Source organism: Erythrobacter sp. NE805 (genome assembly GCF_046452355.1).
GTDB lineage: Bacteria > Pseudomonadota > Alphaproteobacteria > Sphingomonadales > Sphingomonadaceae > Erythrobacter.
The window spans coordinates 193010-215786 of the sequence record NZ_JBKFDI010000004.1 but is presented as its reverse complement, the minus strand read 5'-3'; the positions used below and the strand labels follow the sequence as shown (position 1 = coordinate 215786).

The 22777-nt window shown below is 69.0% G+C and carries 18 protein-coding genes; 6 read left to right on the top strand and 12 right to left on the bottom strand.

What is annotated here, in order from left to right; genetic code table 11:
• Nucleotides 1–46: 46 nt before the first annotated feature.
• Together ACLBKU_RS15070 and ACLBKU_RS15065 are read left to right on the top strand one after the other, a co-directional pair.
• On the top strand, nt 47–754 hold the full coding sequence (locus ACLBKU_RS15070; RefSeq protein WP_410180378.1) for an ABC transporter ATP-binding protein: 708 nt from the start codon (nt 47–49) through the stop codon (nt 752–754).
• The gene (locus ACLBKU_RS15065) at nt 751–3276 is read left to right on the top strand and encodes an ABC transporter permease (RefSeq protein ID WP_410180377.1); all 2526 of its coding nucleotides are present in this window, start codon (nt 751–753) and stop codon (nt 3274–3276) included. Before ACLBKU_RS15070 ends, ACLBKU_RS15065 begins: the two co-directional genes overlap by 4 nt.
• 1 nt (nt 3277) lies before the next feature.
• Here the strand turns inward: ACLBKU_RS15065 and ACLBKU_RS15060 are convergent, their stop codons facing one another.
• From ACLBKU_RS15060 to ACLBKU_RS15050, 3 genes are all read right to left on the bottom strand, one after another.
• Nucleotides 3278–4138 (bottom strand): hypothetical protein, encoded by an 861-nt coding sequence (locus ACLBKU_RS15060; RefSeq protein WP_410180376.1) that lies wholly within the window; start codon nt 4136–4138, stop codon nt 3278–3280.
• A 117-nt stretch (nt 4139–4255) separates the two neighbouring features.
• Nucleotides 4256–4735, bottom strand: coding sequence for a DUF805 domain-containing protein (locus tag ACLBKU_RS15055; protein WP_410180375.1), 480 nt, complete (start codon nt 4733–4735; stop codon nt 4256–4258).
• Between the two features lie 121 nt (nt 4736–4856).
• Nucleotides 4857–7574, bottom strand: a complete 2718-nt coding sequence (locus ACLBKU_RS15050) for a TonB-dependent receptor (protein ID WP_410180374.1) — start codon at nt 7572–7574, stop codon at nt 4857–4859.
• Nucleotides 7575–7995: 421 nt separating this feature from the next.
• On the opposite strand from ACLBKU_RS15050, the gene typA reads away from it, so the two are divergent.
• On the top strand, nt 7996–9828 hold the full coding sequence (gene typA / locus ACLBKU_RS15045; protein WP_410180373.1) for a translational GTPase TypA: 1833 nt from the start codon (nt 7996–7998) through the stop codon (nt 9826–9828).
• 10 nt (nt 9829–9838) lie between these two features.
• On the opposite strand, the gene ACLBKU_RS15040 is transcribed toward typA, so the two are convergent.
• Nucleotides 9839–10711, bottom strand: coding sequence for a DUF4253 domain-containing protein (locus ACLBKU_RS15040; RefSeq protein ID WP_410180372.1), 873 nt, complete (start codon nt 10709–10711; stop codon nt 9839–9841).
• Nucleotides 10712–10791: 80 nt separating this feature from the next.
• Between ACLBKU_RS15040 and putP the strand changes: the two genes are divergently transcribed.
• Together putP and ACLBKU_RS15030 are read left to right on the top strand one after the other, a co-directional pair.
• The gene (gene putP, locus ACLBKU_RS15035; RefSeq protein WP_410180371.1) at nt 10792–12261 is read left to right on the top strand and encodes a sodium/proline symporter PutP; all 1470 of its coding nucleotides are present in this window, start codon (nt 10792–10794) and stop codon (nt 12259–12261) included.
• Between the two features lie 119 nt (nt 12262–12380).
• On the top strand, nt 12381–13109 hold the full coding sequence (locus tag ACLBKU_RS15030; RefSeq protein ID WP_410180370.1) for an extensin family protein: 729 nt from the start codon (nt 12381–12383) through the stop codon (nt 13107–13109).
• A 216-nt stretch (nt 13110–13325) separates the two neighbouring features.
• Here ACLBKU_RS15030 and ACLBKU_RS15025 read toward each other — a convergent pair whose 3' ends face one another.
• The 8 genes from ACLBKU_RS15025 to ACLBKU_RS14990 form a co-directional block, all read right to left on the bottom strand.
• The gene (locus tag ACLBKU_RS15025) at nt 13326–13946 is read right to left on the bottom strand and encodes a response regulator transcription factor (RefSeq protein ID WP_410180369.1); all 621 of its coding nucleotides are present in this window, start codon (nt 13944–13946) and stop codon (nt 13326–13328) included.
• Between the two features lie 142 nt (nt 13947–14088).
• On the bottom strand, nt 14089–14835 hold the full coding sequence (locus ACLBKU_RS15020) for a peptidase (RefSeq protein ID WP_410180368.1): 747 nt from the start codon (nt 14833–14835) through the stop codon (nt 14089–14091).
• A 71-nt stretch (nt 14836–14906) separates the two neighbouring features.
• Entirely contained in the window at nt 14907–15785 is an 879-nt protein-coding gene (locus ACLBKU_RS15015; RefSeq protein ID WP_410180367.1) for a transglutaminase domain-containing protein, read from the bottom strand.
• Nucleotides 15782–16726 carry an alpha-E domain-containing protein gene (locus ACLBKU_RS15010; protein WP_410180366.1) on the bottom strand — a complete coding sequence of 315 codons (945 nt, stop codon included), beginning with the start codon at nt 16724–16726 and terminating at the stop codon, nt 15782–15784. The genes ACLBKU_RS15015 and ACLBKU_RS15010 overlap by 4 nt, the downstream gene beginning before the upstream one ends.
• Before the next feature lie 121 nt (nt 16727–16847).
• Nucleotides 16848–18278 carry a circularly permuted type 2 ATP-grasp protein gene (locus tag ACLBKU_RS15005; protein ID WP_410180365.1) on the bottom strand — a complete coding sequence of 477 codons (1431 nt, stop codon included), beginning with the start codon at nt 18276–18278 and terminating at the stop codon, nt 16848–16850.
• Nucleotides 18279–18400: 122 nt separating this feature from the next.
• Complete coding sequence (locus ACLBKU_RS15000; protein WP_410180364.1) at nt 18401–18865, bottom strand: hypothetical protein; 465 nt, start codon at nt 18863–18865, stop codon at nt 18401–18403.
• Nucleotides 18866–19007: 142 nt separating this feature from the next.
• Nucleotides 19008–19829: an esterase/lipase family protein gene (locus ACLBKU_RS14995; RefSeq protein ID WP_410180363.1), complete on the bottom strand. Its 822-nt coding sequence runs from the start codon at nt 19827–19829 to the stop codon at nt 19008–19010.
• Nucleotides 19830–19915: 86 nt separating this feature from the next.
• On the bottom strand, nt 19916–20455 hold the full coding sequence (locus ACLBKU_RS14990; RefSeq protein WP_410180362.1) for a DUF3617 domain-containing protein: 540 nt from the start codon (nt 20453–20455) through the stop codon (nt 19916–19918).
• Nucleotides 20456–20576: 121 nt separating this feature from the next.
• Here ACLBKU_RS14990 and uvrB point away from each other — a divergent pair, with 121 nt between their 5' ends.
• Complete coding sequence (gene uvrB, locus ACLBKU_RS14985) at nt 20577–22772, top strand: excinuclease ABC subunit UvrB (RefSeq protein WP_410180361.1); 2196 nt, start codon at nt 20577–20579, stop codon at nt 22770–22772.
• Nucleotides 22773–22777 lie beyond the last annotated feature (5 nt).

The following is a 22777-nucleotide window of genomic DNA, read 5'->3' as shown; positions in this document are numbered from 1 at the left end:
ATACCAGTAGCTTGTTGCAACCCCTCACCTATGCCATCGAAGCCGCGTGACAAGTCCCTCTCTCGCGATCAGCGCCCGCAACCTCACCCTCACCCTCGGCAGCAATGCTGCGCCGGTCACGATCCTGCGCGGGATCGATCTCGACATCGCGCGCGGGGAGGTGGTCGCCCTGCTCGGCCCCTCGGGATCGGGCAAGAGCTCGCTGATGGCGGTGCTGTCCGGCCTCGAGCGCGCGAGCGGGGGGAGCCTGACCGTCGCCGGGGCGGACTTCGCGAGCCTCGACGAGGACGGGCTCGCCGCCGCGCGCCGGGGGCGTATCGGGATCGTGCTCCAGGCCTTCCACCTCCTCCCCACCATGACCGCGGCCGAGAACGTCGCGACCCCGATGGAACTCGCCGGCATGGCGGACGCCGCCCCCCGGGCGCTCGCGGAACTCGCAGCGGTCGGCCTCGCGCACCGCACCGGGCACTACCCCACCCAGCTTTCGGGCGGCGAGCAGCAGCGCGTCGCCATCGCCCGCGCCACCGCGCCGCGCCCCGACCTCATCTTCGCCGACGAGCCGACCGGCAACCTCGACGCCGCGACCGGCGAGGAGATCGTCAAGCTCCTCTTCGCCCGCCGCGCCGAGACCGGGGCGACGCTGCTCATCATCACCCACGACGCGAGCCTCGCCACGCGCTGCGAGCGGGTGCTGACCATGGCCGACGGGGTGATCGTCTCCGACACCCGCGCAGGGACGACGGCGGCGGCATGAGCCTTCCCCTCGCCACCGCCTGGCGCATCGCCCGGCGCGACCTCAACGCGCGCTTCCGCGGCCTCAGGCTGCTGCTGGTCTGCATCTTCCTCGGCACCGCCGCCCTCGCCGCGATCGGCACGCTCACCGCCGCGATCGAGCGCGAACTCGCCTCGAGCGGGCAGGAACTGCTCGGCGGCGATCTCGAGGTCGAGGTCTGGCAGCGCGACCTGCGCCCCGAGGAGCGCACCGCGCTCGAGGCCTATGGCCGCGTCTCGAGCGGCTTCCGGATGCAGGCGATGGCGAGCACGCCCGAGGCCGCCGCACCGATCGAGCTGAAGGCGGTCGACGCGAAGTGGCCGATGTTCGGGACGCTGACCCTCGCCGACGGGCGGACGGCGGGCGCGCCGACCGGCACCGACGCCTGGATCGCGCGCACCGCCTTGGAGCGGCTCGGGATCGGGCTCGGCGACAGCTTCAAGGTCGGCCGGCTGACCCTGCGCGCGGCAGGCATCATCAAGGACGAGCCCGACCGGCTCTCCGAAGGCTTCCAGCTCGGCCCCACGATCATCGTCGCCGCCGACGTGCCGGGCAAAGCCGGGCTGCTCGAACCGGGCGCGCTCTACCAGAGCAAGCACCGCATCGCCTTCAAGGCCGGCGCGGGGAGCCCCGCCGCGGTGGAGGAGGCGCTCACCCAGCGCTTCCCCAATGCCGGCTTCGACATCCGCACCCGCGACCGCGCCTCGCCCGGCGCGGAGCGCTTCGTGCGGCAGATGAGCGATTTCCTGACGCTGGTCGGCCTCGCCGCGCTCGTGATCGCCGGGATCGGGATCGCGGGCGGCGTGTCGTCCTATCTCGACCAGCGCCGGGCGAGCATCGCCACCCTCAAGGTGCTCGGCGCGACCTCCTCCGACATCGTGCGCATCTATGCGATGCAGATCGGCGTCGCGGCGCTGGTGGGCAGCCTTGCGGGGCTGGCCGCCGGGGTCGCGGTGACGCCGCTGCTGGCGAGCGCGCTCCAGGGGCTCCTTCCGGTCGAAAGCGGCTTCATCGTCGCGCCTGCGCAGCTCGCGCTGGCAGCATCCTACGGCCTGCTGGTCGCCTTCGCCTTCGCCGCCGCGCCCTTGCTGCGCGCGCGGACCTTCCCGGCGATGGCGCTGATGCGCTCAGGGGTCGTGCCGCTGGCGCGTGACCGGCGGGCGTTGATCGCGACCGGGCTCGGCCTTGCGGCAATTTGCGTGCTGGCGCTTGCCACCACGGCGCAGCCGATGCTCTCGGGCGGGTTCCTGCTGGGTGCGGGCGGTGCGCTGGTGCTGCTCGCGGGGCTCGGCTGGGCGATCCAGGCGGCGGTGCGCCGCCTCCCCCGCCCCGCCAACCCGCTGCTGAGGAGCGCGCTCGCCAACATTTACCGTCCCGGCGCGCCGACCGGAGCGCTGGTGACCGCGCTCGGCTTCGGGCTCGCCGCCTTCGTCCTCCTCGCCGCGGTGCAGAGCGCGATCGACGGCAACATCGCGAGCCGCGTGCCGCGCGAGGCGCCCGACTACTTCGTGCTCGACGTGCCGCAGGACGGCGAAGCGCGCTTCGCGAGCCTCGTGCGCGCCGAGTTCCCCAAGGCGACGATCCGCTCGGTGCCGACGATGCGCGGCGCGGTGCTCGCCTACGGCCCCAAGGGCCGGATGATCCGCGTCGCCGACCTCAAGGAGCTCCCCGAGGGTGCCTGGGCGCTGCGCGGCGAGCGCGGGCTGACCTATGCCGACAACCTGCCCCAGGGCAACCGCATCACCGCGGGCCAATGGTGGGGGCCCTTCTACACCGGCGAGCCGCTCGTCTCGGTCGACGCCGACTTCGCCGAGGCGGTGGGGCTGAAGGTCGGCGACTACCTCACGATCGGCATCCTCGGGGTCGAGCGGACGGCGCGGGTCGCCAATCTGCGCGAGATCGACTGGGAGAGCATGGGCTTCAACTTCGCGCTGGTGTTCAGCCGCAACGCGATCTCGGACGCGCCGCACAAGATCGCCGCGACCATCGACCTGCCCCCCGGCGCCGACGACGCCGCGCAGGGCCGGTTGCTGCGCGCGCTGGTGAGGGAGATGCCCTCCTCCTCGGTGATCGAGGTGGGCGGCATTCTCGTCGAGGCGAGGAAGCTGCTCGAACAGGTCAGTCTCGCGACGCTCGCGGCGGCGGCGGTGACGGTGCTCGCGGGGCTCGCGGTGCTGATGGGCGCGATCGCCGCGGCGCGGGCGGCGCGGACCTACGACACGGTGATGCTGCGGGTGCTGGGCGCGAGCCGGCGGCAGATCCTGCTGCTGCAACTCGCCGAATATGGCCTTCTCGCCGGGGTGCTGGCGCTGGTCGCGCTGGGGCTCGGGGGCGGGCTCGCCTGGGTGGTGATTACCCGGCTGTTCGAATTCGACTGGCTGCCCGACTGGGGCGAGGTGCTCGCCGTGCTCGGGTTCGGCATCGCGCTGGTGCTCGGCTTCGCACTCGGCGGCTCGCTGCCGCTGCTGCGAGCCAAACCGGCGCGGGCGCTGCGCGAGCTCTAGCTCAGGCGAAGACCTCCTCGAGCGACTCCGCCCCGCCGCCCGTCATCTCGCTGTGCATCGCGGCGATGAAGGCCGGCGCATAGATCGAGAAGGCGATGAGCAGCGGGATGAAGAGGAGGAGGCCGCCGAGCACCACCCACACGGCCGTTTCGGGTTCCCCGCTCGTCGACCCCACGGCATAGAGGAAGACGAGGAACGGCACGCCGACCGCCGCGAGGCTCACTGCCCCGAAGGCGAGCAGCGCGAGAAACACGTCCCCGGCCCTGCCCCGGGTGACGGCCCAGCAGCGGCGGAGCGCGGCGAGCGGGTTCCACACCTCCTCGACCGCCACCACCGGGACCAGCACGGCAAGGCGGCAGCCGAGCCACGCCAGCAGCGGCAGGACCGCGAGCGCCACCACCACTTCGACCGCCGCGCCAGCGTCCCCGGCAAGCGCCGCGAGGCTGTCGGTCACCGCGACGAAGGCGAGCCAGGCGATCACGCCGACCAGCGTCATCGCGAAGAACGGCAGTGCGCTCCGGAACCCCTTGGCGAGCGCCGCGCCGAACGCGGGTTCCTCGAGCGGCGAGGCTAGCGTCACCAGCGCCGCCTGCTGGGCGAGGAAGACGACGAGGTAGGCGGCGTAGAACAGCACCAGGAAGACGATCATCCCGATCCCCATCCCCGCCAGCGCGCCCGGCTCCTCCAGACCCCCCGTTGCGCCGGCGGTGATCGCCTGCATGCCGAGCACCACCCCGAGGATACCGAGCGCGAAGGTCCCTGCGATCTGGATCACGAGGAACACCGCCCACAGGCCCACGAGCGGCCAGAAGCGCTGGCGGAACATGGCGAAGCTGGTCGCGAACACCTGACCGATCTTCATCGGCGCACTCCTGTCAGGCAAGGACAAGGGGCCGGCCGCGGCGGCCGCCGGCTGAGGAAGCCTCGGCTTACCCGCCCTCCGGCCACAAGGCCGGCGGGCGTGCGGGCACGCGGGGCTCTAGGCGAAGACGTCCTCGCCCATCGGGTTCTTGGGGTCGGGGCCGAAACGGTTGTCGCCCTCGGTCCCGGGCAGCACGAACAGCACGAGCATCGCGATGCTGGCGAGGAAGCCGACGAAGGGCAGCATGCTCGCCACGATCAGCCCGAGATACCACCAGCCCGACATGTCGCGGTCATGCAGCCGTCGCACCGCCACCGCGATCGACGGGATGAAGGCGGCGAGCGTGTAGAGTCCGTAGAGGCCGAGCCCGATGAAGGCGAGGCCGAAGCCGCCGGACATCATCGTCTCGAAAGCCTCGTCACCCGCGCCCGGATTGCCCGCCGCAAGGAGGCCCGCCCCGATCACGCCGACGAGGAAGGGTCCGGCAAGGATCGAGGCGAGGATCGCGTTGAGGAGCGAGAACATCCAGAACTCCCGGCGCCGCGAGCGCCCCGCGAAGTCGGCGTAGCGCTTGAACGGCAAGATCATCCATTCCATGCCAGATCCCCTTTTCGGCAGTGAAGTCGTTGCAAAGCATCACATTCCCGGCCCGCGCGCAAACGAAAAGGCCCCGCACATGGGGTGCGGGGCCTTCTTTTCTCGTGGCCGAGGCTACGCGTCAGAACCGGTAGCGCACGAGCCCGCCCCAGGTGCGCGGCGCGCTCGGGTAGCCCGAGACCGTGCCGCCCTGCGCCACGCCGTCGAACACGGTGAGGATGTAGCGGTCGTCAAGCAGGTTGCGCGCGAAGACACCGACTTCGACACCGTTGTTCAGCCCCAGGGTCATCGAGGCGTTCACCAGGTTGACCTCGCGCTGGAAGATCCGGGTGTCGCCCCGCTGTGCGTTGAACGCAGGCAAGCCGTTGTTGATGTTGACGTTGCTCTCGTGGCTGTAGTCGACGCGGGTGACGAGCTTCGTCCCGTTGTCGCCGATCTCGAGCGTGTGGGTCGCCGAGGTGCGCAGGTTCCAGGCGGGAATGCCGCCGACGCGCCGGCCGCTGAGGTCACCGAGCACCGACCCGGGGAAGCTGTCGAACTTCGGATCGAGGTAGGTCGCAGCGAAAGTGAAGACCAGCGAGTCGGCGGGTTGGACGGTGCTGTCGAACTCGAAGCCCTTGACCGACTGCTGGCCGGCGTTGAGCAGCTCGAAGCCGAGGCCAGTGAAGACGAAGCTCTGGAAGCCCTTGATCTTCTGGTCGAACAGCGCGAGGTTGAAGCCGAAGCCCTCCCACTGCGCCTTCATCCCGATTTCGAAGACTTCAGCGTTTTCCGGAGCGGCCGTGCGTGTGCCGTCGCGCAGGTTGGCGGTCGCAAGGCCGGCGTTGGTGATCGGCGATGCCGGGGCGGCGAAGGTCGACCCGCGACCGCGCGGCCCCGGGCCGGGGCGGAAGTCGGCGATCGAGGGACGGGTGTCGCGCGAGAGGTTGATCGAGCTCGCCTTGAAGCCGGTCGCATAGCTCGCGTAGATGTTCACCTCGCGCGAGATCTCGTAGGAGGCGCGCAGCAGGTAGGTGAACTTGTCGTCGCGGGTCCTGCCGTCCTCGACCGCGTTCGGCACGTCGGGAACGGGGGTCTGGAACTGCAGCGCCGACAGGCCGAGGAACGGGTTGCCGGTGGCAGGGTTGCTCGAGGAGGTGGTCGCCAAGGCCAGCAGGCCCTGCTGCTGGGCAGCGGGAAGCGCCTGGAACTGCGCACGGTTGCGCACCGCTCCGCCGGTGGCGAGGGTGATATAGGAATCGACGAGGTTGATGTTGGCCAGCGGATCGAGCGCGTTGAAATCGATCGCGTAGTCCTTCTTGTCGTCGGTGTAGTTGAACCCGCCCGTGAAGACGAGGCCATCGATCGGCTCGAAGTCGACGGTGCCGAAGATCGACCACGAGGTGTTGTCGACCGCGAAGCGTTCGGTCGTCAGCAGGCTGCCGCCGAAGATCGAGCCGAGCGGCAGTCCCAGGCCGGCTTCCGCCTGGCGCAGCGCGCTCTCGCCAGCGGCAATTTGCTGAGCGTTGGTCAGGCCGGGGATGAGCGAACCGGCGAGCAGGCTGCTGCGAGCCGGGTTGAAGCCGGGCGTGCCAGGGGTGGAATTGTAGAACCCGCCGCTCGCCGCGCTGAACGCCGCGAACTCGCGGAAATCGGCGCCTATTGTGAGCTGGCTGTCCTGACGGATGGACTCATCGAAGTAATAGCCGCCAAGCAGGAAGTTGAGCGGCCCGTCGAAGTCGGACGTCAGGCGCAGTTCCTGGGTGAAGGTTTCGACGCTCTGGTCGCGGGTCTCGGCCGACAGGTCCGCGCTGGTGAAGTCGATGTCCTGGTTGAAGAAGTTCTTCAGCTCGCGATAGGCGGTGATCGAGGTCAGCGAGAGGTTGCCAAGGCTCCAGTCGACCTGGCCCGAGAAGCCGTAGTTCTCGTTCTTGTTGACCGGGACGACGTTGAGGTAATTGTCGTCGCTGAAGAAATCGCTCGGGAACTGGCCGCCGACGCCGACCACCGCGCCGGAGGTGCTCGGGCCGATCACGATGTTGCTGGTCTGGCAGCAGACCTCGTCGATCTTGGTATAGTCGCCGATCAGCCGGATCTTGATGTCGGCCGAGGGTTCGATGAGCAGCTGGCCGCGCGCCGACCAGCGGTTGCGGTCGTTGATCTCGGCGTTGTTGAGGTTGACGATCCGGCCGAAGCCGTCACGCTTCTGGTAGGAGCCGTCGAGCGACCACGCGATCGCGTCGTTGATCGGGCCGGTCACCTCGCCGCGCAGGAACACGGTGTTGAAGTTGCCGTAGACCGCCTCGACCTGGCCGCCGAACTCGTGCTGCGGCTCCTTGGTGACGACCGAGATCACGCCGGCAGACGCGTTCTTGCCGAACAGGGTCGATTGCGGCCCGTTCAGCACTTCGACGCGCTGGACCATGTTGAGGTCGGACAGCGCCGAGGCCGAGCGCGAGCGGAACACGCCGTCGATGAACACGCCGACCGAGGGCTCGATCCCGAAGTTGTTGTCGCCGTTGCCGAAGCCGCGGATGATGAAGGTGGTCGCCGAGGAGGTCTGGAGCTGGCTGACGCGCAGCGAGGGGACCACCGTCTGGAGGTCGAGCACGTCGCGGATCTGCGCGCGCTCGATGGTCTCGCCGCTGGTCACCGAGACCGAGATCGGCGTCTCCTGGAGGGTCTGTTCACGCTTGCTCGCGGTGACGATGATGACGTTGCTCGCCTCGGGCGTCTCGGCGGTTTCGTCCTGCACGTCCTGTGCGAAGGCGGCCCCCGGGATGGCGAGGGCCAAGGTGGCCGCACCCGCAAGCAGGGTGAATCGGTTGGCGCCGGCAAGGCCGGTGAAAGTCGATGTCATGGAAGCTCCTCTCCAAGTATACCCCCGATCCCGGCGCCCCATACTTCGGGCACGCACCGTCCCCGTGCGCTCTCTCCCGGGATCGTGTGGCGCGGTGATAAGCCAGCCGCAGCTTACCGACAAGCCGCGAACCCGCGCTTTTCCGGGGCAATCGGGGTTGCTGTTGCACACAGGTCACAGTGCCCCGCCGCGCCTGCGTGGCCTTGCGCGCTTGCCCCGGACCCGCCGCCCTGCTAGGCGCCGCGGCGATGTTGCAGCGCAGCACATCCGCGCGCGCGGCCGGAACCCTCGGGAGCCGTAGCGTCGGGTGCTCGCGGATCGTCCTGAACCTGTCCCGATGCAGCGCGCGCCCGCGCCCTGCCGCCTGTCGTAACCCCGGATGCCAGCACGCGTCCGGCCTTTCCCCGGAAGTGCCTCCCCCATGTCGTCCGCCCTCAGAAATATCGCGATCATCGCCCACGTCGACCACGGCAAGACCACGCTGGTCGACCAGCTGTTCCGCCAGTCGGGCACCTTCCGCGAGAACCAGCGGGTCGAGGAACGCGCGATGGATTCGGGCGATCTCGAAAAGGAACGCGGGATCACCATCCTTGCCAAGTGCACCAGCGTCGAGTGGGAGCAGGACGGCCAGACGACCCGCATCAACATCGTCGACACCCCCGGCCACGCCGACTTCGGCGCCGAGGTGGAGCGCATCCTCTCGATGGTCGACGGGGTGATCCTGCTGGTCGACAGCGCGGAAGGGGCGATGCCGCAGACCAAGTTCGTGACCGGCAAGGCGCTGGCGCTCGGCCTCAGGCCCATCGTCGTCGTCAACAAGATCGACCGCCCCGACGGCCGGGCGCAGGAAGTGCTCGACGAGGTTTTCGACCTCTTCGTCAGCCTCGACGCGAACGACGAGCAGCTCGATTTCCCCGTGCTCTACGCCTCGGGCCGCGAAGGCTATGCGAGCGAGGACATGGACGCCCGCAGCGGCACCCTCGCCCCGCTGTTCAACAAGGTGATCGAGCACGTCCCTGCCCCGGGCCTCGACCCCGACGCCAAGTTCGCCTTCCTCGCCACCCTGCTCGACCGCGACAACTTCATGGGCCGCGTGCTCACGGGCCGCGTCCAGTCGGGCACGATCCGTGTCAACGACCCGATCCACGCCATCGACATGGACGGCAAGGTGATCGAGACCGGCCGCGCGACCAAGCTGATGAGCTTCGACGGCCTCGAGCGCGTGCCGGTCGAGATCGCGCGCGCGGGCGACATCATCGCGCTCGCCGGGCTCGAGAAGGCGACCGTCGCCAACACCATCTGCGATCCTTCGGTGAGCGATCCCATCGCCGCCCAGCCGATCGACCCGCCGACCCTCGCGATGCGCTTCGCGGTCAACGACAGCCCCCTCGCCGGGCGCGAGGGCAGCAAGGTCACGAGCCGCATGATCCGCGACCGCCTGCTGCGCGAGGCGGAAACCAACGTCGCGATCCGCGTCACCGAGAGCGAGGACAAGGACAGCTTCGAGGTCGCCGGGCGCGGCGAACTCCAGCTGGGCGTGCTGATCGAGACGATGCGCCGCGAGGGCTTCGAGCTCGGCATCTCGCGCCCCCGCGTGCTGTTCCGCGAGGAGGACGGCCAGCGCATGGAGCCCTACGAGACCGTCGTGATCGACGTCGACGACGAGCACTCGGGCACGGTCGTCGAGAAGATGCAGCGCCGCAAGGGCGACCTCACCGAGATGCGCCCCTCGGGGCAGGGCAAGACCCGCATCACCTTCTCGGCCCCCTCGCGCGGCCTCATCGGCTATCACGGCGAGTTCCTGTCCGACACGCGCGGCACGGGGATCATGAACCGCCTCTTCGAGAAGTACGGCCCCTACAAGGGCCCGATCGAGGGCCGCATCAACGGCGTCCTCATTTCCAACGGCGACGGCGAGGCGGTGGCCTATGCATTGAATTCGCTGGAGGAGCGCGGCACCCTGTTCATCTCGCCCCAGATGAAGGTCTACGAGGGCATGGTGATCGGCGAGAACGCCAAGCCCGAGGACCTCGAGGTCAATCCGCTGAAGGCCAAGCAGCTCACCAACATCCGCTCCAGCGGCAAGGACGACGCGATCCGCCTCACCCCGCCGCGCCGCATGAGCCTCGAACAGGCGATCGCCTATATCGACGACGACGAGATGGTCGAGGTCACCCCGCAGTCGATCCGCTTGCGCAAGGCGATCCTCGACCCGCACGAACGCAAGAAGGCGCGCCGCAAGAAGGAGGATTGATCCCGCCGGATCAGTCCCACCAGAAGTACCACCAGCGGCTCTCGAGGTAGGTCGCGGCGAGCGCGGCCAGCGAACCCATGCCCTGCTCGACGATGTCCGCGCAGTAGGCGTAGTGCTCGCGCGCGAGGGCGAGCGCCTCTACGCGGCTCGCCGGCTTGCGGGCGACCCGCAGGTTCATCACGTCGCCGCTCATGCCGACGAGCTCGGCGCCGTAGCGTTCGTGCCATGACTTCAGCGCCGCCACGTGGAGCGCGGGCGCGGGGTTCTCGTTCCAGCCGCCCCAATTGGCATAGGCGGGCACTTCCCAGCCATGCTGCGCGGGGAAGATGACGATGAAGCACTGGCGGTGGGGCTTGCCGGTGAGGATATCCTCGCGGGTGGTGAGCTCCGGCGCGTCGGCGACCTTGGCCGGCCAGTCGCCGACGATCGCCTCGTCGTCTTCCTCGATCTCGCCCGCGCCATACTCGGCGGCGAAGGCCTCGCGCTCGCGGCGGCGGGCATCGAAGATCGCCTGCGGCCATTGCAGCGCCGCGGCCTCCGCGAGGATCGCCTTCGGGTCCTCGCGATCGTCGAAGCCTGCCGCCTCGGCGAGGAATGACAGCGCCTCGGCATCCCCCACCACCACCGGATAGCCCTCTCCGGCCCTACGCAGCGCCTCCCACCGGGCCAGCGCCTGCGCGCCGTCGACCACCTCGACCGGGTAGCCGACCATCGCCCGAAGCGCCGCGATATCGACTGCCGGGGCGGCCGCGCCCGCCGCCTGCCGCACCTTCGCTCCGCCGCGCCCCGCGCCGAGCAGCGCGAGCAACCCGCCCAACAACCCCTTCATCACGCCCCTGCGCTCCATCGCCAAGCCCCACTGCGCCGGATCGCACAGGGCCATGCTAGGGCAGCGCGCCAGCTGTTGCCAAGTGACCATGCGCGGCTAGCCAAGCCCCCTCGCCCTTGTTACGCCCGCTTTCCATGAACCCCTACACCCTCGCCAGCCTCGCCGCCTATTTCGTGCTGATGGTCGCCATCGGGATCTATGCCTGGGCGAAGACCCGGGGCGATTCCGAGGGCTACTTGCTTGCCGGGCGTGACCTCTCTCCTTCGGTCACGGCGCTTTCGGCCGGGGCTTCCGACATGTCGGGCTGGCTGCTGCTGGGGCTGCCGGGCGCGCTCTATGTCGGCGGGCTCGTCGAGGCGTGGATCGCGATCGGGCTGACGGTCGGCGCGGGGCTCAACTGGATCATCGTCGCCCCGCGGCTGCGCGAACAGACCGAACGGCTCGGCAATGCGCTCACCATACCGCAGTTCCTCGCCAACCGCTTTCCGGAGAGCGGGACGGTGCTGCGCGTCGTCTCGGCGGTGGTGATCGTCGGCTTCTTCACCGTCTACACGGCGAGCGGCATGGTCGGCGGCGGCAAGCTGTTCGAGACCGCCTTTGCGGGCGCGCTGCCTGCCACCGGCCTCAGCGACTACATGGTCGGCATCCTGCTGACGGCGGGGATCGTGCTGGTCTACACCACCATCGGCGGCTTCCTCGCGGTGAGCCTCACCGACTTCGTGCAAGGGATGATCATGATGATCGCGCTGGTGGTGATGCCGCTGGTGATCCTCTCGGGATCGGACGGCACCGCGCCGGTCGACCTCGCGAGCGTGACGCAGCCGGGGTTCCTGAGCCTCACCGAGGGCGCCACCCTGGTGGGGGTGATCAGCGCGGTGACCTGGGGGCTCGGCTATTTCGGGCAGCCGCACATCATCGTGCGCTTCATGGCGATCGACCGGGTCGAGAACGTCCCGCGCGCCGGGGTGATCGGGATGAGCTGGATGGTGATCTCGCTCGCCGGCGCGGTGCTGGTGGGGCTTGCGGGGCGCGCCTATGCGCAGGGCAAGGGGCTGGTGGTCGAGGACCCGGAGACGATCTTCATCCTTCTCTCCGCCATCCTCTTCCACCCGGCGGTGACGGGCTTCCTCTACGCCGCGCTGCTGGCCGCGATCATGAGCACGATCTCCGCGCAGCTGCTGGTGTCCTCCTCCTCGCTGACCGAGGACTTCTACCGCCTGTTCCTGCGCCGCGACGCCTCGGAAGCCGAGGCGGTCAATATCGGGCGCCTGTGCGTTGCGCTGGTCGCGGCCGCGGCGCTGGTGATCGCCGCCGATCCCGACAGCGAGGTGCTCGGGCTGGTGGCGAATGCCTGGGCGGGGTTCGGCGCGGCCTTCGGGCCGCTGATCCTGCTCGCGCTGACCTGGCCGCGGATGACCGGCGCGGGCGCGGTGGCCGGGCTGGTGACCGGCGCGGGGGTGGTCGCGGGGTGGATTGCGCTGGGGTGGAACGCGTCCTTCCTCGGCGGGCCGGGGCTTTACGAGATCGTCCCGGGATTCTTTGCTGCTTCGGTTGCAATCGTGGTGGTGAGCCTCGCCACCGGCAGGCGCCCCGCCGCCGGATAGGCTGCCGCACTTCGCGTTTTTTGCAGCGATGGGCGGGGCGCTTCCCCGCGATTCGCCAGCCTTTGTTAACCCAGTTTCTTGCGCGTGGCTTAAGGTTACCTGCGCAATAGTCCTCAGTCATGAGGCACCTGGCACATCTAGGCAGAGCGGGCTTGCTGGCGGGCGCGTTGGCGCTGGCGGGCTGCGGCTCGCTGATCCCCGGCGGCAGCGGCGGCGCGGCGCCGGGCACGGCGAGCGCGACGGCGCGGACACCGGCGCGGCCCGCCATGCCGATCGCCTCGGCGCCGCAGAGCTTCCTCCCGCGACCCGAGGACAGCGGCTGCATCGCCGACCTCGGCGCGAGCGGCGCGCGCTTCGATCTCCTGCCCGACACCTATGCGGCGCCGGGGTGCAACAAGCTCGGCACGGTGCAGCTGATGGCGCTCGCCGGCGACCGTGCGCCGCTCAGCATCGCCAATCTCGGCCCGGTGCAGTGCTCGGTCGCCAAGGCCTTCAACGACTGGGCACGCTTCGGCGTCGACCGCGCTGCGCGGCAGATCCTGAAGAGCCCGGTCGCGCGGATCGAGACGATGGGCTCCTACGCCTGCCGCAATGTGGCGGGGACCGACCGCCGCTCCGCCCATGCGCGGGCCGAGGCGATCGATGTCGCCGCCTTCGTGCTCGCCGACGGGCGGCGGATCGTGCTCAAGCGCGACTGGCAGGGCGGCGATGCGGCGACGCGCGAATTCCTGCGGGTGGTGCACAAGAGCGCCTGCAAGCGCTTCGGCACGGTGCTCGGGCCGGAGTACAACGCCGCGCACGAGGATCACCTGCACCTCGAGGGCACGGGCGCCAAGTTCTGCCGTTAAGGGCCAAGGTTGCCGCATCGCCGCGTCCGGGCAAGACGCTCACCTCGCGGCCTTCCCACCAGCTACCGGCCTTGCGCCCCGCGCTCAGCTCCGCGTCGAGGGGGTCTTCGCGCGCGCCGGCCTCACCTCGCAAAAGGGGGTGGCGGTCCGGGGGTGAGTGGGGGGGGGCTCCCGGACCGCCTGGGGGTGACCCGTGATCGTCTGCCGCGGGCGCACTCAGGCGCGCAGCCTGGGTTCCAGCTTCGCTTCCAGCTTCAGCCGCACCGCCTCGGCCGCGTGGCGGGCGCCCAGCTTCGTCATCATGTTGGCGCGGTGAATCTCGACCGTGCGCGGGCTGATGTCGAGCTCGCGGGCGATCGCCTTGTTGCTGCTGCCCTCGGCCAGCCAGTCGAGCACCTCGCGTTCGCGGGCGGAAAGGGTCGAGATGCGGTCGCGCGCCTCGATCATGCGGCGGCGGGCGGCGCCGAAGAGTTCAGCCTCCTTCTCGATGCGCAGGAGGGAGCGGGTGAAGCGTTCGGGATCGAGCGGCAGGGCGAGGTAATCGAGCGCGCCCGCCTTGATCGCCTCGACGATGCGCCCCGGGCGCGGCTGGACATCGACCGCGATCAGCGGCAGCCAGATGCCGAGCCGCCCGAGCCGGTCGAGGATCATCCCCACCCCGCCCTCTTCCGCGGTGTCGCGGGCGATGATGATGCCGTCGCGCGGCGGGTGCACCGCGAGCTCCGACAGGTCGCCATAGACCTCGCAATGATGGCCGAGGCCGAAGCCCACGCGGGCGAGTTCGGCGCGTTGGCGGCTGCACGAATCGATGAAGTGGAGTGAGGCTTTGCGTGTCATGGCAGGCTGTCTGCGCTAACCCCTTATGGGTTACACGCAGGAGCGCCGCCGATCCGGAGGATTTACCATATCCGAAAAGGGTTAACCTGCTGATCTACAACAGCTATTCCGCTCCGGAACGGAGGCAGATCAGGCCTTGCCCCTAAGCGTCATCGCTGAAGTGGTAGGGCGGCAGCGAGTGGAAGGCCTGCCGCAGGGCATTGCCCCAACCCGATGAAATCGTGTCGAAATAGGGGTCGTCCTCGGTCACCCGGTGAGCGTGCGTCACCGCGAAGGTATCCTTCGCCAGCACCAGCAGATCGAGCGGCAGGCCGACTGACAGGTTAGCCTTGAGAGTCGAATCGAAGCTGACCATCAGCAGCTTGACCGCATCCTCGAAGCTCATGCCGCGCTCGTAGCCGCGGATCAGGATCGGGCGGCCGTACTTGGTCTCGCCGATCTGGAAGAAGGGCGTGTCCCAGCTCGCCTCGATGAAGTTGCCCTCGGGATAGATCATGAACAGGCGCGGCTGCATCCCCTTGATCTGCCCGGCGACGATCATGGTGGCGGTGAAGCGGCCCTTGCCGGCATCGCCGTTGGCGCGCTGCACCTCCTCGATGGTGTTCCTGAGGATCCGCCCGATCTGGGTCGCCACCTGGAACATCGTCGCGCCCTGGAGGATGCAGTTCTCGCGGTCCTCGGGCGCCTTGGTACGCTCCTCGAGCTGGCTGATCACCGCCTGGGTGGTGGCGAGGTTGCCCGCCGTCATCACCGCGATCATGCGCTCGCCGGGCACGCCCCAGTGGAACAGCTTGCGGAAGGTCGAGATGTTGTCGACGCCCGAATTGGTGCGGGTGTCGCTCATGAGCACGAGGCCCTTGTCGAGCACCATGCCAACGCAATAGGTCATGCCGTCATCCTCTTTCCGCCCAGCCCGGCCCTAGCCCGATGCGACCGTGAGCGCAAAGGGGGCATGATCCCCTACTGGTTCGACTGGCTCTGGCTCTGACCTTGACTCTGGCTCTGGCTCTGGCTCTGGCCGGACGCCTGCGCCTCGACCGCGACGCCGACGGTCAGCACCTGCTCGGAGGCGCCGATGCTGATGCCGGTGACGGGCGCGGCGTCGCGGTAGTCGCTCCCCGTCGCGACGCGCACGTAGCGCGGATCGGGCGAGATGCCGTTCGAGACGTCGAAGCCGACCCAGCCCAGCCCCTCGACATGCGCCTCGGCCCAGGCGTGGGTCGCCTCCTGCTCGATCCGGTCGTTCATCATCAGGTAGCCGCTGACATAGCGCGCGGGGATGCCGCTCGCCCGCGCGGCGCCGATGAAGATATGCGCATGGTCCTGGCATACGCCCGCGCCCTGCGCCACCGACTCCTCGGCGGTGGTGGCCGGATGGGTGCGCCCGGTCTCGTAGACGACCCGCTCGCGGATCAGCGCCGAGAGCGCGTGGAGCCCGTCGAGCGGCGCCTCGGCGGCGGCGACCGGCAGGTCGCGCAGCAGCGCGCGCAGCCGCGGCCCCGGGCGGGTGAGCGGGGTCTGGCGCAGGAAGCTCCACAAGGGCAGGTGGCCCGAGTGGCGGCCGATCACCCCGGCATTGTCGTCGGTCTCGACCGTGCCCTCGCAGGTCACCGTCACCTCGCGCGCGCCGGGGGCGAGGCTGACGAGGGTCACGTGGTTGAAGTGCTGGTCGTCGTACTGGAGCTCGGCCGCGGCATTCTCGAAGCTCATCCGCCAGTCGAGGATACGCTGCCCGTGGGTCTCCTTGGGGGTGAGCCGCAACCGCTGGAGCGCGTGCACCACCGGCGTCGCGAAGGCGTAATGCGTCGTGTGGCGGACCTGGAGGGTGAGCTTGCTCATGCGCGGAACCGGTAGTCCTCGGCGATCGCCTGGGCGATGGCGTTGTTGCGGGCGAGGAAGTCGACGAGGAATTCGTGGAGGCCCTGCTCGAAGATCTGGTCGACGGTGAGGTTGCTGATCCGCGTGTCGGCCTCGCGGCTCAGCGCGACGGCGCGGCCCTCCCCGCCATGCGCGCGGGCGAGCGCGCCGAGGCAGCCGCGCAGGGCAGAGCGGCAGAAGGCGAGGCTCCTCGGGAAGCGCTCGTCGAGCACCACGAATTCGACGATCCCGCGCGCCTCGATCTGTCCGGCGTTGAGCCATGAGTAGGCCCGCGCCCCGGCGACCGAGCGCAGCACCTGCTCCCACTGCCCGGTGTCGAGGCTCGACCCGACATAGGAGAGCGAGGGCAGCAGCAGGAAGTACTTCATGTCGAGGATGCGCGCCGAGCTGTCGGCGCGTTCGATGAAGGTGCCCGCGCGGCTGAAGTGGTAGCCCTCGTCGCGCAGGATCGAGCCGTCGAAGGCGCCGTGGACCTGCGTGCCCGCACGGCGGATCGCGGCGAGCACCTCGCCGACCGCGCCCTGCCCGACCGGCCGGGCGAGCAGCCGGTCGATGCGCATCCAGTTTTCGTTGACCGCCTCCCAGACGTCGGAAGAGATATTGATCCGCGCCGCCCGCGCATTGGCGCGCACCGCGCCGAACATCGCGCGGACATTGCCGGGATTGCCGCTCCCGCGCAGCACGAAGTTCCAGACGGCGACGCCGTCATAGCCGTCATGGGCGGCGCGGTAGGCCTCGGTGAGGCCGAGCGTCGCGATCACCGAGCGCCACTCGGCCTCGGCGGTGACGAGGTCGCGGGTCAGCGCCATGCGCAGCGCCGCCTCGAGCAGGCGCGCGGTGTTCTCCGCGCGCTCGAGGTAGCGGAACATCCAGAACAACCCGTTTGCGGTGCGGCCTAGCATTCTCCCCTCCCGCTTGCGGGAGGGGCCGGGGGTGGGCACGCTCCCCGCGCCGGCACTTGCCCACCCCTAACTCCTCCCGCAAGCGGGAGGGGGACTGTCGAGAGGCGAACATCCCGCGCCATCAGTCCTTCAGCACCCAGGTATCCTTGGTGCCGCCTCCCTGACTGGAGTTGACCACCAGCGAACCCTTCTTGAGCGCCACCCGGGTGAGCCCGCCGGGCGTGATGTCGATCCCCTCGGGGCTGACGAGCACGAAGGGCCTGAGGTCGACGTGCCGCGGGGCGAGGCCCTTGGCAGTGTAGATCGGGCAGGTCGACAGGGCGAGCGTGGGCTGGGCGATGTAGTTCTCGGGCCGGGCGATGAGCTTTTCCCGGAAGGCGGCGATCTCGCGCTTGGACGAGGTCGGCCCGATCAGCATCCCGTAGCCGCCCGAGCCGTGAACCTCCTTCACCACCAGCTCCGACAGGTTGTCGAGCACATAGGCCAGCGCCTCCTTGTCGGCGCAGCGCCAGGTTTCCACGTTGGGCAGGAGCGGCCGCTCGCCCGTGTAGAACTCGACGATCTCGGGCATGAAGGAATAGATCGCCTTGTCGTCGGCAACCCCGGTGCCCGGCGCGTTGGCGATGGTGATCCCGCCCGAGCGGTAGACGTCCATGATCCCCGGCACCCCGAGCACGCTATCGGGGTTGAAGGTCAGCGGATCGAGGAACTCGTCGTCGACCCGGCGATAGAGCACGTCGATCGGCTGGTAGCCGCGGGTGGTGCGCATCTGCACCCGCCCCTCGACGACCCTGAGGTCGCTGCCCTCGACGAGCTCGGCGCCCATCTGGTCGGCGAGGAAGGCGTGCTCGAAATAGGCCGAGTTGTAGATGCCGGGCGTGAGCACCGCGACGGTCGGCTTGCCGCCGCGATAGGCGGGCGGGACGCAGGCGGCGAGACTGCGGGCGAGGCGGCGGGGGTAGTTGGAGACCGACTCCACCCCGATCCGGCTGAACAGGTCCGGGAACATCCCCATCATCGTCTCGCGGTTCTCGAGCATGTAGGAGACGCCCGAGGGGGTGCGGGCGTTGTCCTCGAGCACGAAGAATTCGTCCGGCCCGGTGCGCACGAGGTCGATGCCGACGATGTGGGTGTAGATGCCGCCGGGCGGCGTGAAGCCGACCATGTTGGCGAGCCACGCATCATTGGTGCGCAGCAGCCGTTCGGGCAGGCGTCCGGCGCGCACGATCTCCTGGCGGTGGTAGAGGTCGTAGAGGAAGGAATTGAGCGCGCGCACCCGCTGCTCGATCCCGCGGCTGAGGCGGCGCCACTCGGCGGCGGTGATGATGCGCGGCACCATGTCGAAGGGGATCAGCCGCTCCTCGGCCGCATCCTCGCCATAGACGTTGAAGGTGATGCCGGTGCGGCGGAAGGTGTCGTCGGCCTCGCGGTCCTTGCGGCGCAGGAACTCCGGGGGCTGCTCGCCGAACCAGCGCGCGTATTCGGCATAGGCGGGCCGGGTGTTCCCCGCGCCGTCGAACATCTCGTCGAAATTGCTGCCCCGCCCGTGCATCGACCCCCGCAGAATGACTTAGTCCGGGCACTCTAACCGGGCTTTCGCAAAAGGAAAGCCGGTGGGGCATTTGACGTAGATCGGGACGGGGCAGATGCCTGTGATGCGATGCTGCCGGGCCGCTAGCGGCCAATCAGGACTGTGCCAGATGGACGAGTGAGCGGGGCAGCAGGTGGGACGGTCGGATTGCCGGGGTAACGCTCGCCATCGAAACGCAAGCGGGCGATGGAGGGGCGAGTGGTGCCGCCCCCCGAGACGTTCACTCCCACATCCCGCCAGCCATTCGTCGAGGTCTCGAGCAGCCGTATCGGCAGCTGCGTCACGGTGGATCGCATGACAACGCGGAAGCCGTGGCCTTGCGGCGACAGGACAACCAGCGTGCAACCGCCGCTGCCACAATATGCCGGATCGGTCGCGTATACGAATGTTTCCGCTCGACCATCGCCATCGAGGTCAGCTTCCGCGCGCTGGTAGCTGCTGAAGTGCAAGGTGCCTTCGACATATCGTGCTACCGCGTCCGAAGGCTCCCCGCCGGCAGGCGCAGTCACAGCGAGGGAGGCGGCGGTGACAAGAATGACGGCCTTCATCGTCTTGGCATATGCCGTTTTTTTACGATTTGCGACGATCGATCCCGATCTGCGCCATCCCGACGGTAGCTGGGACCAAACTGCGGCAAGCGCTAAACCATCGGAGCCCGAAGCCCGCCTCTCGCCGGTGTGACGAGGAGGCTCAGCCCCGCGTCGCCTCCAACTCGGCGAGCAGCGTCGCGATCACCTGGGGGTCGTAGGTGAAGCCCATGTGGGTGCAGCGCAGCGGGATCGCACGGTCGCGTTCGCCGGGGCGGCCGGCGGCGCAGCGGGGGGCGATCACGCCGTCGTTGGCGCTCCACAGGGCGACGGTCTCGACCGGAGGCTTGCTGCGCAGGTCCGCATCGATCGGCGGGGCGTCCACGGAATGCCCGGTGATGAACTGGTAGGCGCGCCACACGTTGTTGGCCCGCGGGGATCCCGAGAAGGGCGAGCCCATCGAGATCACCTTCGCCACCGCCTGCGGCTGGCGCTTGGCGATCTCGCGCGCGTAGAGCCCGCCGAGGCTCCAGCCGATCAGCACCACCTTGCGGCCGTGGCGCGCGTGAAGCTCGAGCAGCCTCGCCTCGACCGCATCGAAACGCTCTTCGGTCGGGCCCCAGTTGAAGCCGAGGCCCCAGCGCTTGGCAATGTGCCCGGCGCGCTCCAGATGGCGGGCGAGATAGCGCATCCGCATCGGGTGCGCGCCGAAGCCGGGGAGGATCATCGCCACCTGCGGGTTGGCGGTCACCGCGACCGGCACCTTGCGGCGCGGGCGGCGCACGGGCTCAAGCAGAACCTGCGCCTCGCCGAGCAACCGCGCGAGGGCTGGCTTGCCGGTCTCGAACTCCTCGGGGCAGGCCTCGCGGGCGAGCGCAAGCCGGCGCGCCAGCTCGCTCGCCGCATAGGCCTGCTGCCCGCGCGCGCCGGCCGCGAGCAGCGGGGCGGGAAGGCGCGGAGGGGCAAAGGCGAAGCGCGAGGCCATGCGCCCTCCATAGGCAGCATCGACCTGAATATTCAATGAAGTGTAACAGATGAAATAAAACCGTCACACTTTGCGCGAGGCCCGCCTCACTTGGCGGCGCATTCCCCGATCCGCTCGTGCTTGACGCTGGCGGTCATCGTGCCCTTGCCTGCGCCGTCGAAGGCCATCTGCGTGGTCGCGACGAGGTCCGCGCCGGTCGCGCTGGCGGTGCCGCTGAGGGTGCTGCGGACCTCGCGCCCTTCGGCCTTGCACACCATCACCGCATCGAGCTTGTTGCCCGCGAGCGCGAAGCTCTCGTAGCCGCAATCGCCGTTCTGGCCTTGCTTGACCATCTCCTCGAAGCCCTTGCCGACCTCCTCGGCGGTGAGGCAGTCCTCGACCGTGGTGGTCATGCCGGCGCCGTGGCCCTTCATCTCGGGCGGCAGGCCGGGGATCTGGAGATCGGTCATGGTGACTGTCGTCCTGTATAGGCCCGGCTGCGGCTTGAGCCCCGCGGCCTCGACCTCCTTCGCCGCCTCGCCGAGGCTGAGCTTGCCCTCCGCGTCGGCATCGGCCGAGCCTGCATCGGAACAGCCGACGAGCAGCAGCGCGGCGGCGGCGGCGGCGATGATGGCGTGGGACGTCATGACGGGTCTCCTGTTGCTCGCGGGGACCATAGCCCGGATTGCGGCGAAGCGTGATCCGAAAAGCGCGGCCGCGCCCCCGCGCGCCTTGCGCGTCCCCGCTTTGTTCCCCATACAGGAGCGCATGGCCGAACTCGTGATCCGCCGCGGACTGGACGAGCCCGAGACGGGCGCCGATTTCGTCCCGCACCGCCCCGCCCGCCCCGAGAAATCGATGGGCGGCATCCCCTTCAAGCTTGTCTCGGACTATCAGCCGGCGGGCGACCAGCCGACCGCGATCAAGGAGCTGACCGAGGCGGCGCTTGCGGGCGACCAGACCCAGGTGCTGCTCGGGGTGACCGGCTCGGGCAAGACCTTCACGATGGCCAAGGTGATCGAGACGCTCCAGCGCCCCGCCCTCGTCCTCGCCCCCAACAAGATCCTCGCCGCGCAGTTGTATGGCGAATTCAAGAGCTTCTTCCCCGAGAATGCGGTCGAGTATTTCGTCTCCTACTACGATTACTACCAGCCCGAGGCCTACGTCCCGCGCTCCGACACCTATATCGAGAAGGAGTCGAGCGTGAACGAGGCGATCGACCGGATGCGCCACTCGGCCACCCGGGCGCTGCTCGAACGCGACGACGTCATCATCGTGGCGAGCGTTTCGTGCCTCTACGGGATCGGTTCGGTCGAGACCTATTCGGCGATGATCTTCGACATCAAGGTCGGCGAGAGCGTCGACCAGCGCGAGCTGATCAGGAAGCTCGTCGCCCTGCAATACAAGCGCAACGACGCCGCCTTCGCCCGCGGCAATTTCCGGGTGCGCGGCGACAGTCTCGAGATCTTCCCCTCGCACTACGAGGACGTCGCGTGGCGCGTCACCTTCTTCGGCGACGAGATCGAGGAGATCGCCGAGTTCGATCCGCTGACCGGCACCAAGGGCGCGAAGCTCGACAAGGTGCGGGTCTATGCCAATTCGCACTACGTGACGCCCGGCCCGACGATGAAGCAGGCGATGGCCGCCATCAAGTTCGAGCTCGAGGAGCGATTGAAGGAGCTCGAGATCGAGGGCAAATTGCTCGAGCGCCAGCGGCTCGAACAGCGCACCAATTTCGACCTCGAGATGATCGCGGCGACGGGCTCCTGCGCGGGCATCGAGAACTACTCGCGCTTCCTCACCGGGCGGCTGCCGGGCGAGCCGCCGCCGACGCTCTTCGAATACCTGCCCGAGAACGCGCTCCTCTTCGTCGACGAGAGCCACCAGACCGTGCCGCAGATCGGCGCGATGGCGCGCGGGGACCACCGCCGCAAGCTGACGCTTGCCGAATATGGCTTCCGCCTGCCCTCCTGCATCGACAACCGGCCCCTCAGGTTCAACGAATGGGACGCGATGCGCCCGCAGACGGTCTGCGTCTCGGCGACGCCCGGCGGCTGGGAGATGGAGCAGACCGGCGGGGTCTTCGCCGAGCAGGTGATCCGCCCCACCGGCCTCATCGACCCGCCCGTCACCATCCGCCCGGTCGAGGACCAGGTGCAGGACTGCATCGCCGAGTGCAAGGCGACCGCGAAGCTCGGCTACCGCACGCTCGTCACCACGCTGACCAAGCGCATGGCCGAGGACCTCACCGAGTTCATGCACGAGGCGGGCGTGCGCGTGCGCTACATGCACTCCGACGTCGAGACGCTGGAGCGCATCGAGCTGATCCGCGATCTTCGGCTCGGGGTCTATGACGTGCTGGTCGGCATCAACCTGCTGCGCGAGGGGCTCGACATTCCCGAGTGCGGACTGGTGTGCATCCTCGATGCGGACAAGGAAGGCTTCCTGCGCTCCGAAACCTCGCTGATCCAGACCATCGGCCGCGCCGCGCGCAACGTCGACGGGCGGGTGATCCTCTACGCCGACCGCATCACCGGCTCGATGGAGCGCGCGCTCGCCGAAACCGACCGCCGCCGCGCCAAGCAGCAGGAATACAACGAGGCGCACGGGATCACCCCGCAGACGATCAAGCGCAACATCCACGACATCGTCGCCCACACCGCCTCGCAGGACGGCGTGGTGATCGACACCGGCGACGACGAACGCAACAATCTCGTCGGGCACAATCTCAGAAGCTACATCGAGGATCTCGAGAAGCGGATGCGCAACGCGGCCGCGAACCTCGAATTCGAGGAAGCCGGCCGGTTGCGCGACGAGATCCGCCGGCTCGAGGCGGACGAACTGGGCCTGCCCGACAACGAGAAGAAGGCGCCGATCGTGGGGCGCAGCAACGAGGGCAAGCCGGGGACGCGCAAGACGCGGTTCGGCAAGACAAGGTACAAACGGATGGGTGGGAAACCCTAGACCTC

What these genes read in the sequence shown, in the direction of transcription:
- ACLBKU_RS15065 (WP_410180377.1), top strand. Translation starts at nt 751, where the DNA reads ATGAGCCTTCCCCTCGCCACCGCCTGGCGCATCGCCCGGCGCGACCTC.
- ACLBKU_RS15060 (WP_410180376.1), bottom strand. Translation starts at nt 4,138, where the DNA reads ATGAAGATCGGTCAGGTGTTCGCGACCAGCTTCGCCATGTTCCGCCAG.
- ACLBKU_RS15055 (WP_410180375.1), bottom strand. Translation starts at nt 4,735, where the DNA reads ATGGAATGGATGATCTTGCCGTTCAAGCGCTACGCCGACTTCGCGGGG.
- ACLBKU_RS15050 (WP_410180374.1), bottom strand. Translation starts at nt 7,574, where the DNA reads ATGACATCGACTTTCACCGGCCTTGCCGGCGCCAACCGATTCACCCTG.
- typA (WP_410180373.1), top strand. Translation starts at nt 7,996, where the DNA reads ATGTCGTCCGCCCTCAGAAATATCGCGATCATCGCCCACGTCGACCAC.
- ACLBKU_RS15040 (WP_410180372.1), bottom strand. Translation starts at nt 10,711, where the DNA reads ATGGCCCTGTGCGATCCGGCGCAGTGGGGCTTGGCGATGGAGCGCAGG.
- putP (WP_410180371.1), top strand. Translation starts at nt 10,792, where the DNA reads ATGAACCCCTACACCCTCGCCAGCCTCGCCGCCTATTTCGTGCTGATG.
- ACLBKU_RS15030 (WP_410180370.1), top strand. Translation starts at nt 12,381, where the DNA reads ATGAGGCACCTGGCACATCTAGGCAGAGCGGGCTTGCTGGCGGGCGCG.
- ACLBKU_RS15025 (WP_410180369.1), bottom strand. Translation starts at nt 13,946, where the DNA reads ATGACACGCAAAGCCTCACTCCACTTCATCGATTCGTGCAGCCGCCAA.
- ACLBKU_RS15020 (WP_410180368.1), bottom strand. Translation starts at nt 14,835, where the DNA reads ATGACCTATTGCGTTGGCATGGTGCTCGACAAGGGCCTCGTGCTCATG.
- ACLBKU_RS15015 (WP_410180367.1), bottom strand. Translation starts at nt 15,785, where the DNA reads ATGAGCAAGCTCACCCTCCAGGTCCGCCACACGACGCATTACGCCTTC.
- ACLBKU_RS15010 (WP_410180366.1), bottom strand. Translation starts at nt 16,726, where the DNA reads ATGCTAGGCCGCACCGCAAACGGGTTGTTCTGGATGTTCCGCTACCTC.
- ACLBKU_RS15005 (WP_410180365.1), bottom strand. Translation starts at nt 18,278, where the DNA reads ATGCACGGGCGGGGCAGCAATTTCGACGAGATGTTCGACGGCGCGGGG.
- ACLBKU_RS15000 (WP_410180364.1), bottom strand. Translation starts at nt 18,865, where the DNA reads ATGAAGGCCGTCATTCTTGTCACCGCCGCCTCCCTCGCTGTGACTGCG.
- ACLBKU_RS14995 (WP_410180363.1), bottom strand. Translation starts at nt 19,829, where the DNA reads ATGGCCTCGCGCTTCGCCTTTGCCCCTCCGCGCCTTCCCGCCCCGCTG.
- ACLBKU_RS14990 (WP_410180362.1), bottom strand. Translation starts at nt 20,455, where the DNA reads ATGACGTCCCACGCCATCATCGCCGCCGCCGCCGCCGCGCTGCTGCTC.
- uvrB (WP_410180361.1), top strand. Translation starts at nt 20,577, where the DNA reads ATGGCCGAACTCGTGATCCGCCGCGGACTGGACGAGCCCGAGACGGGC.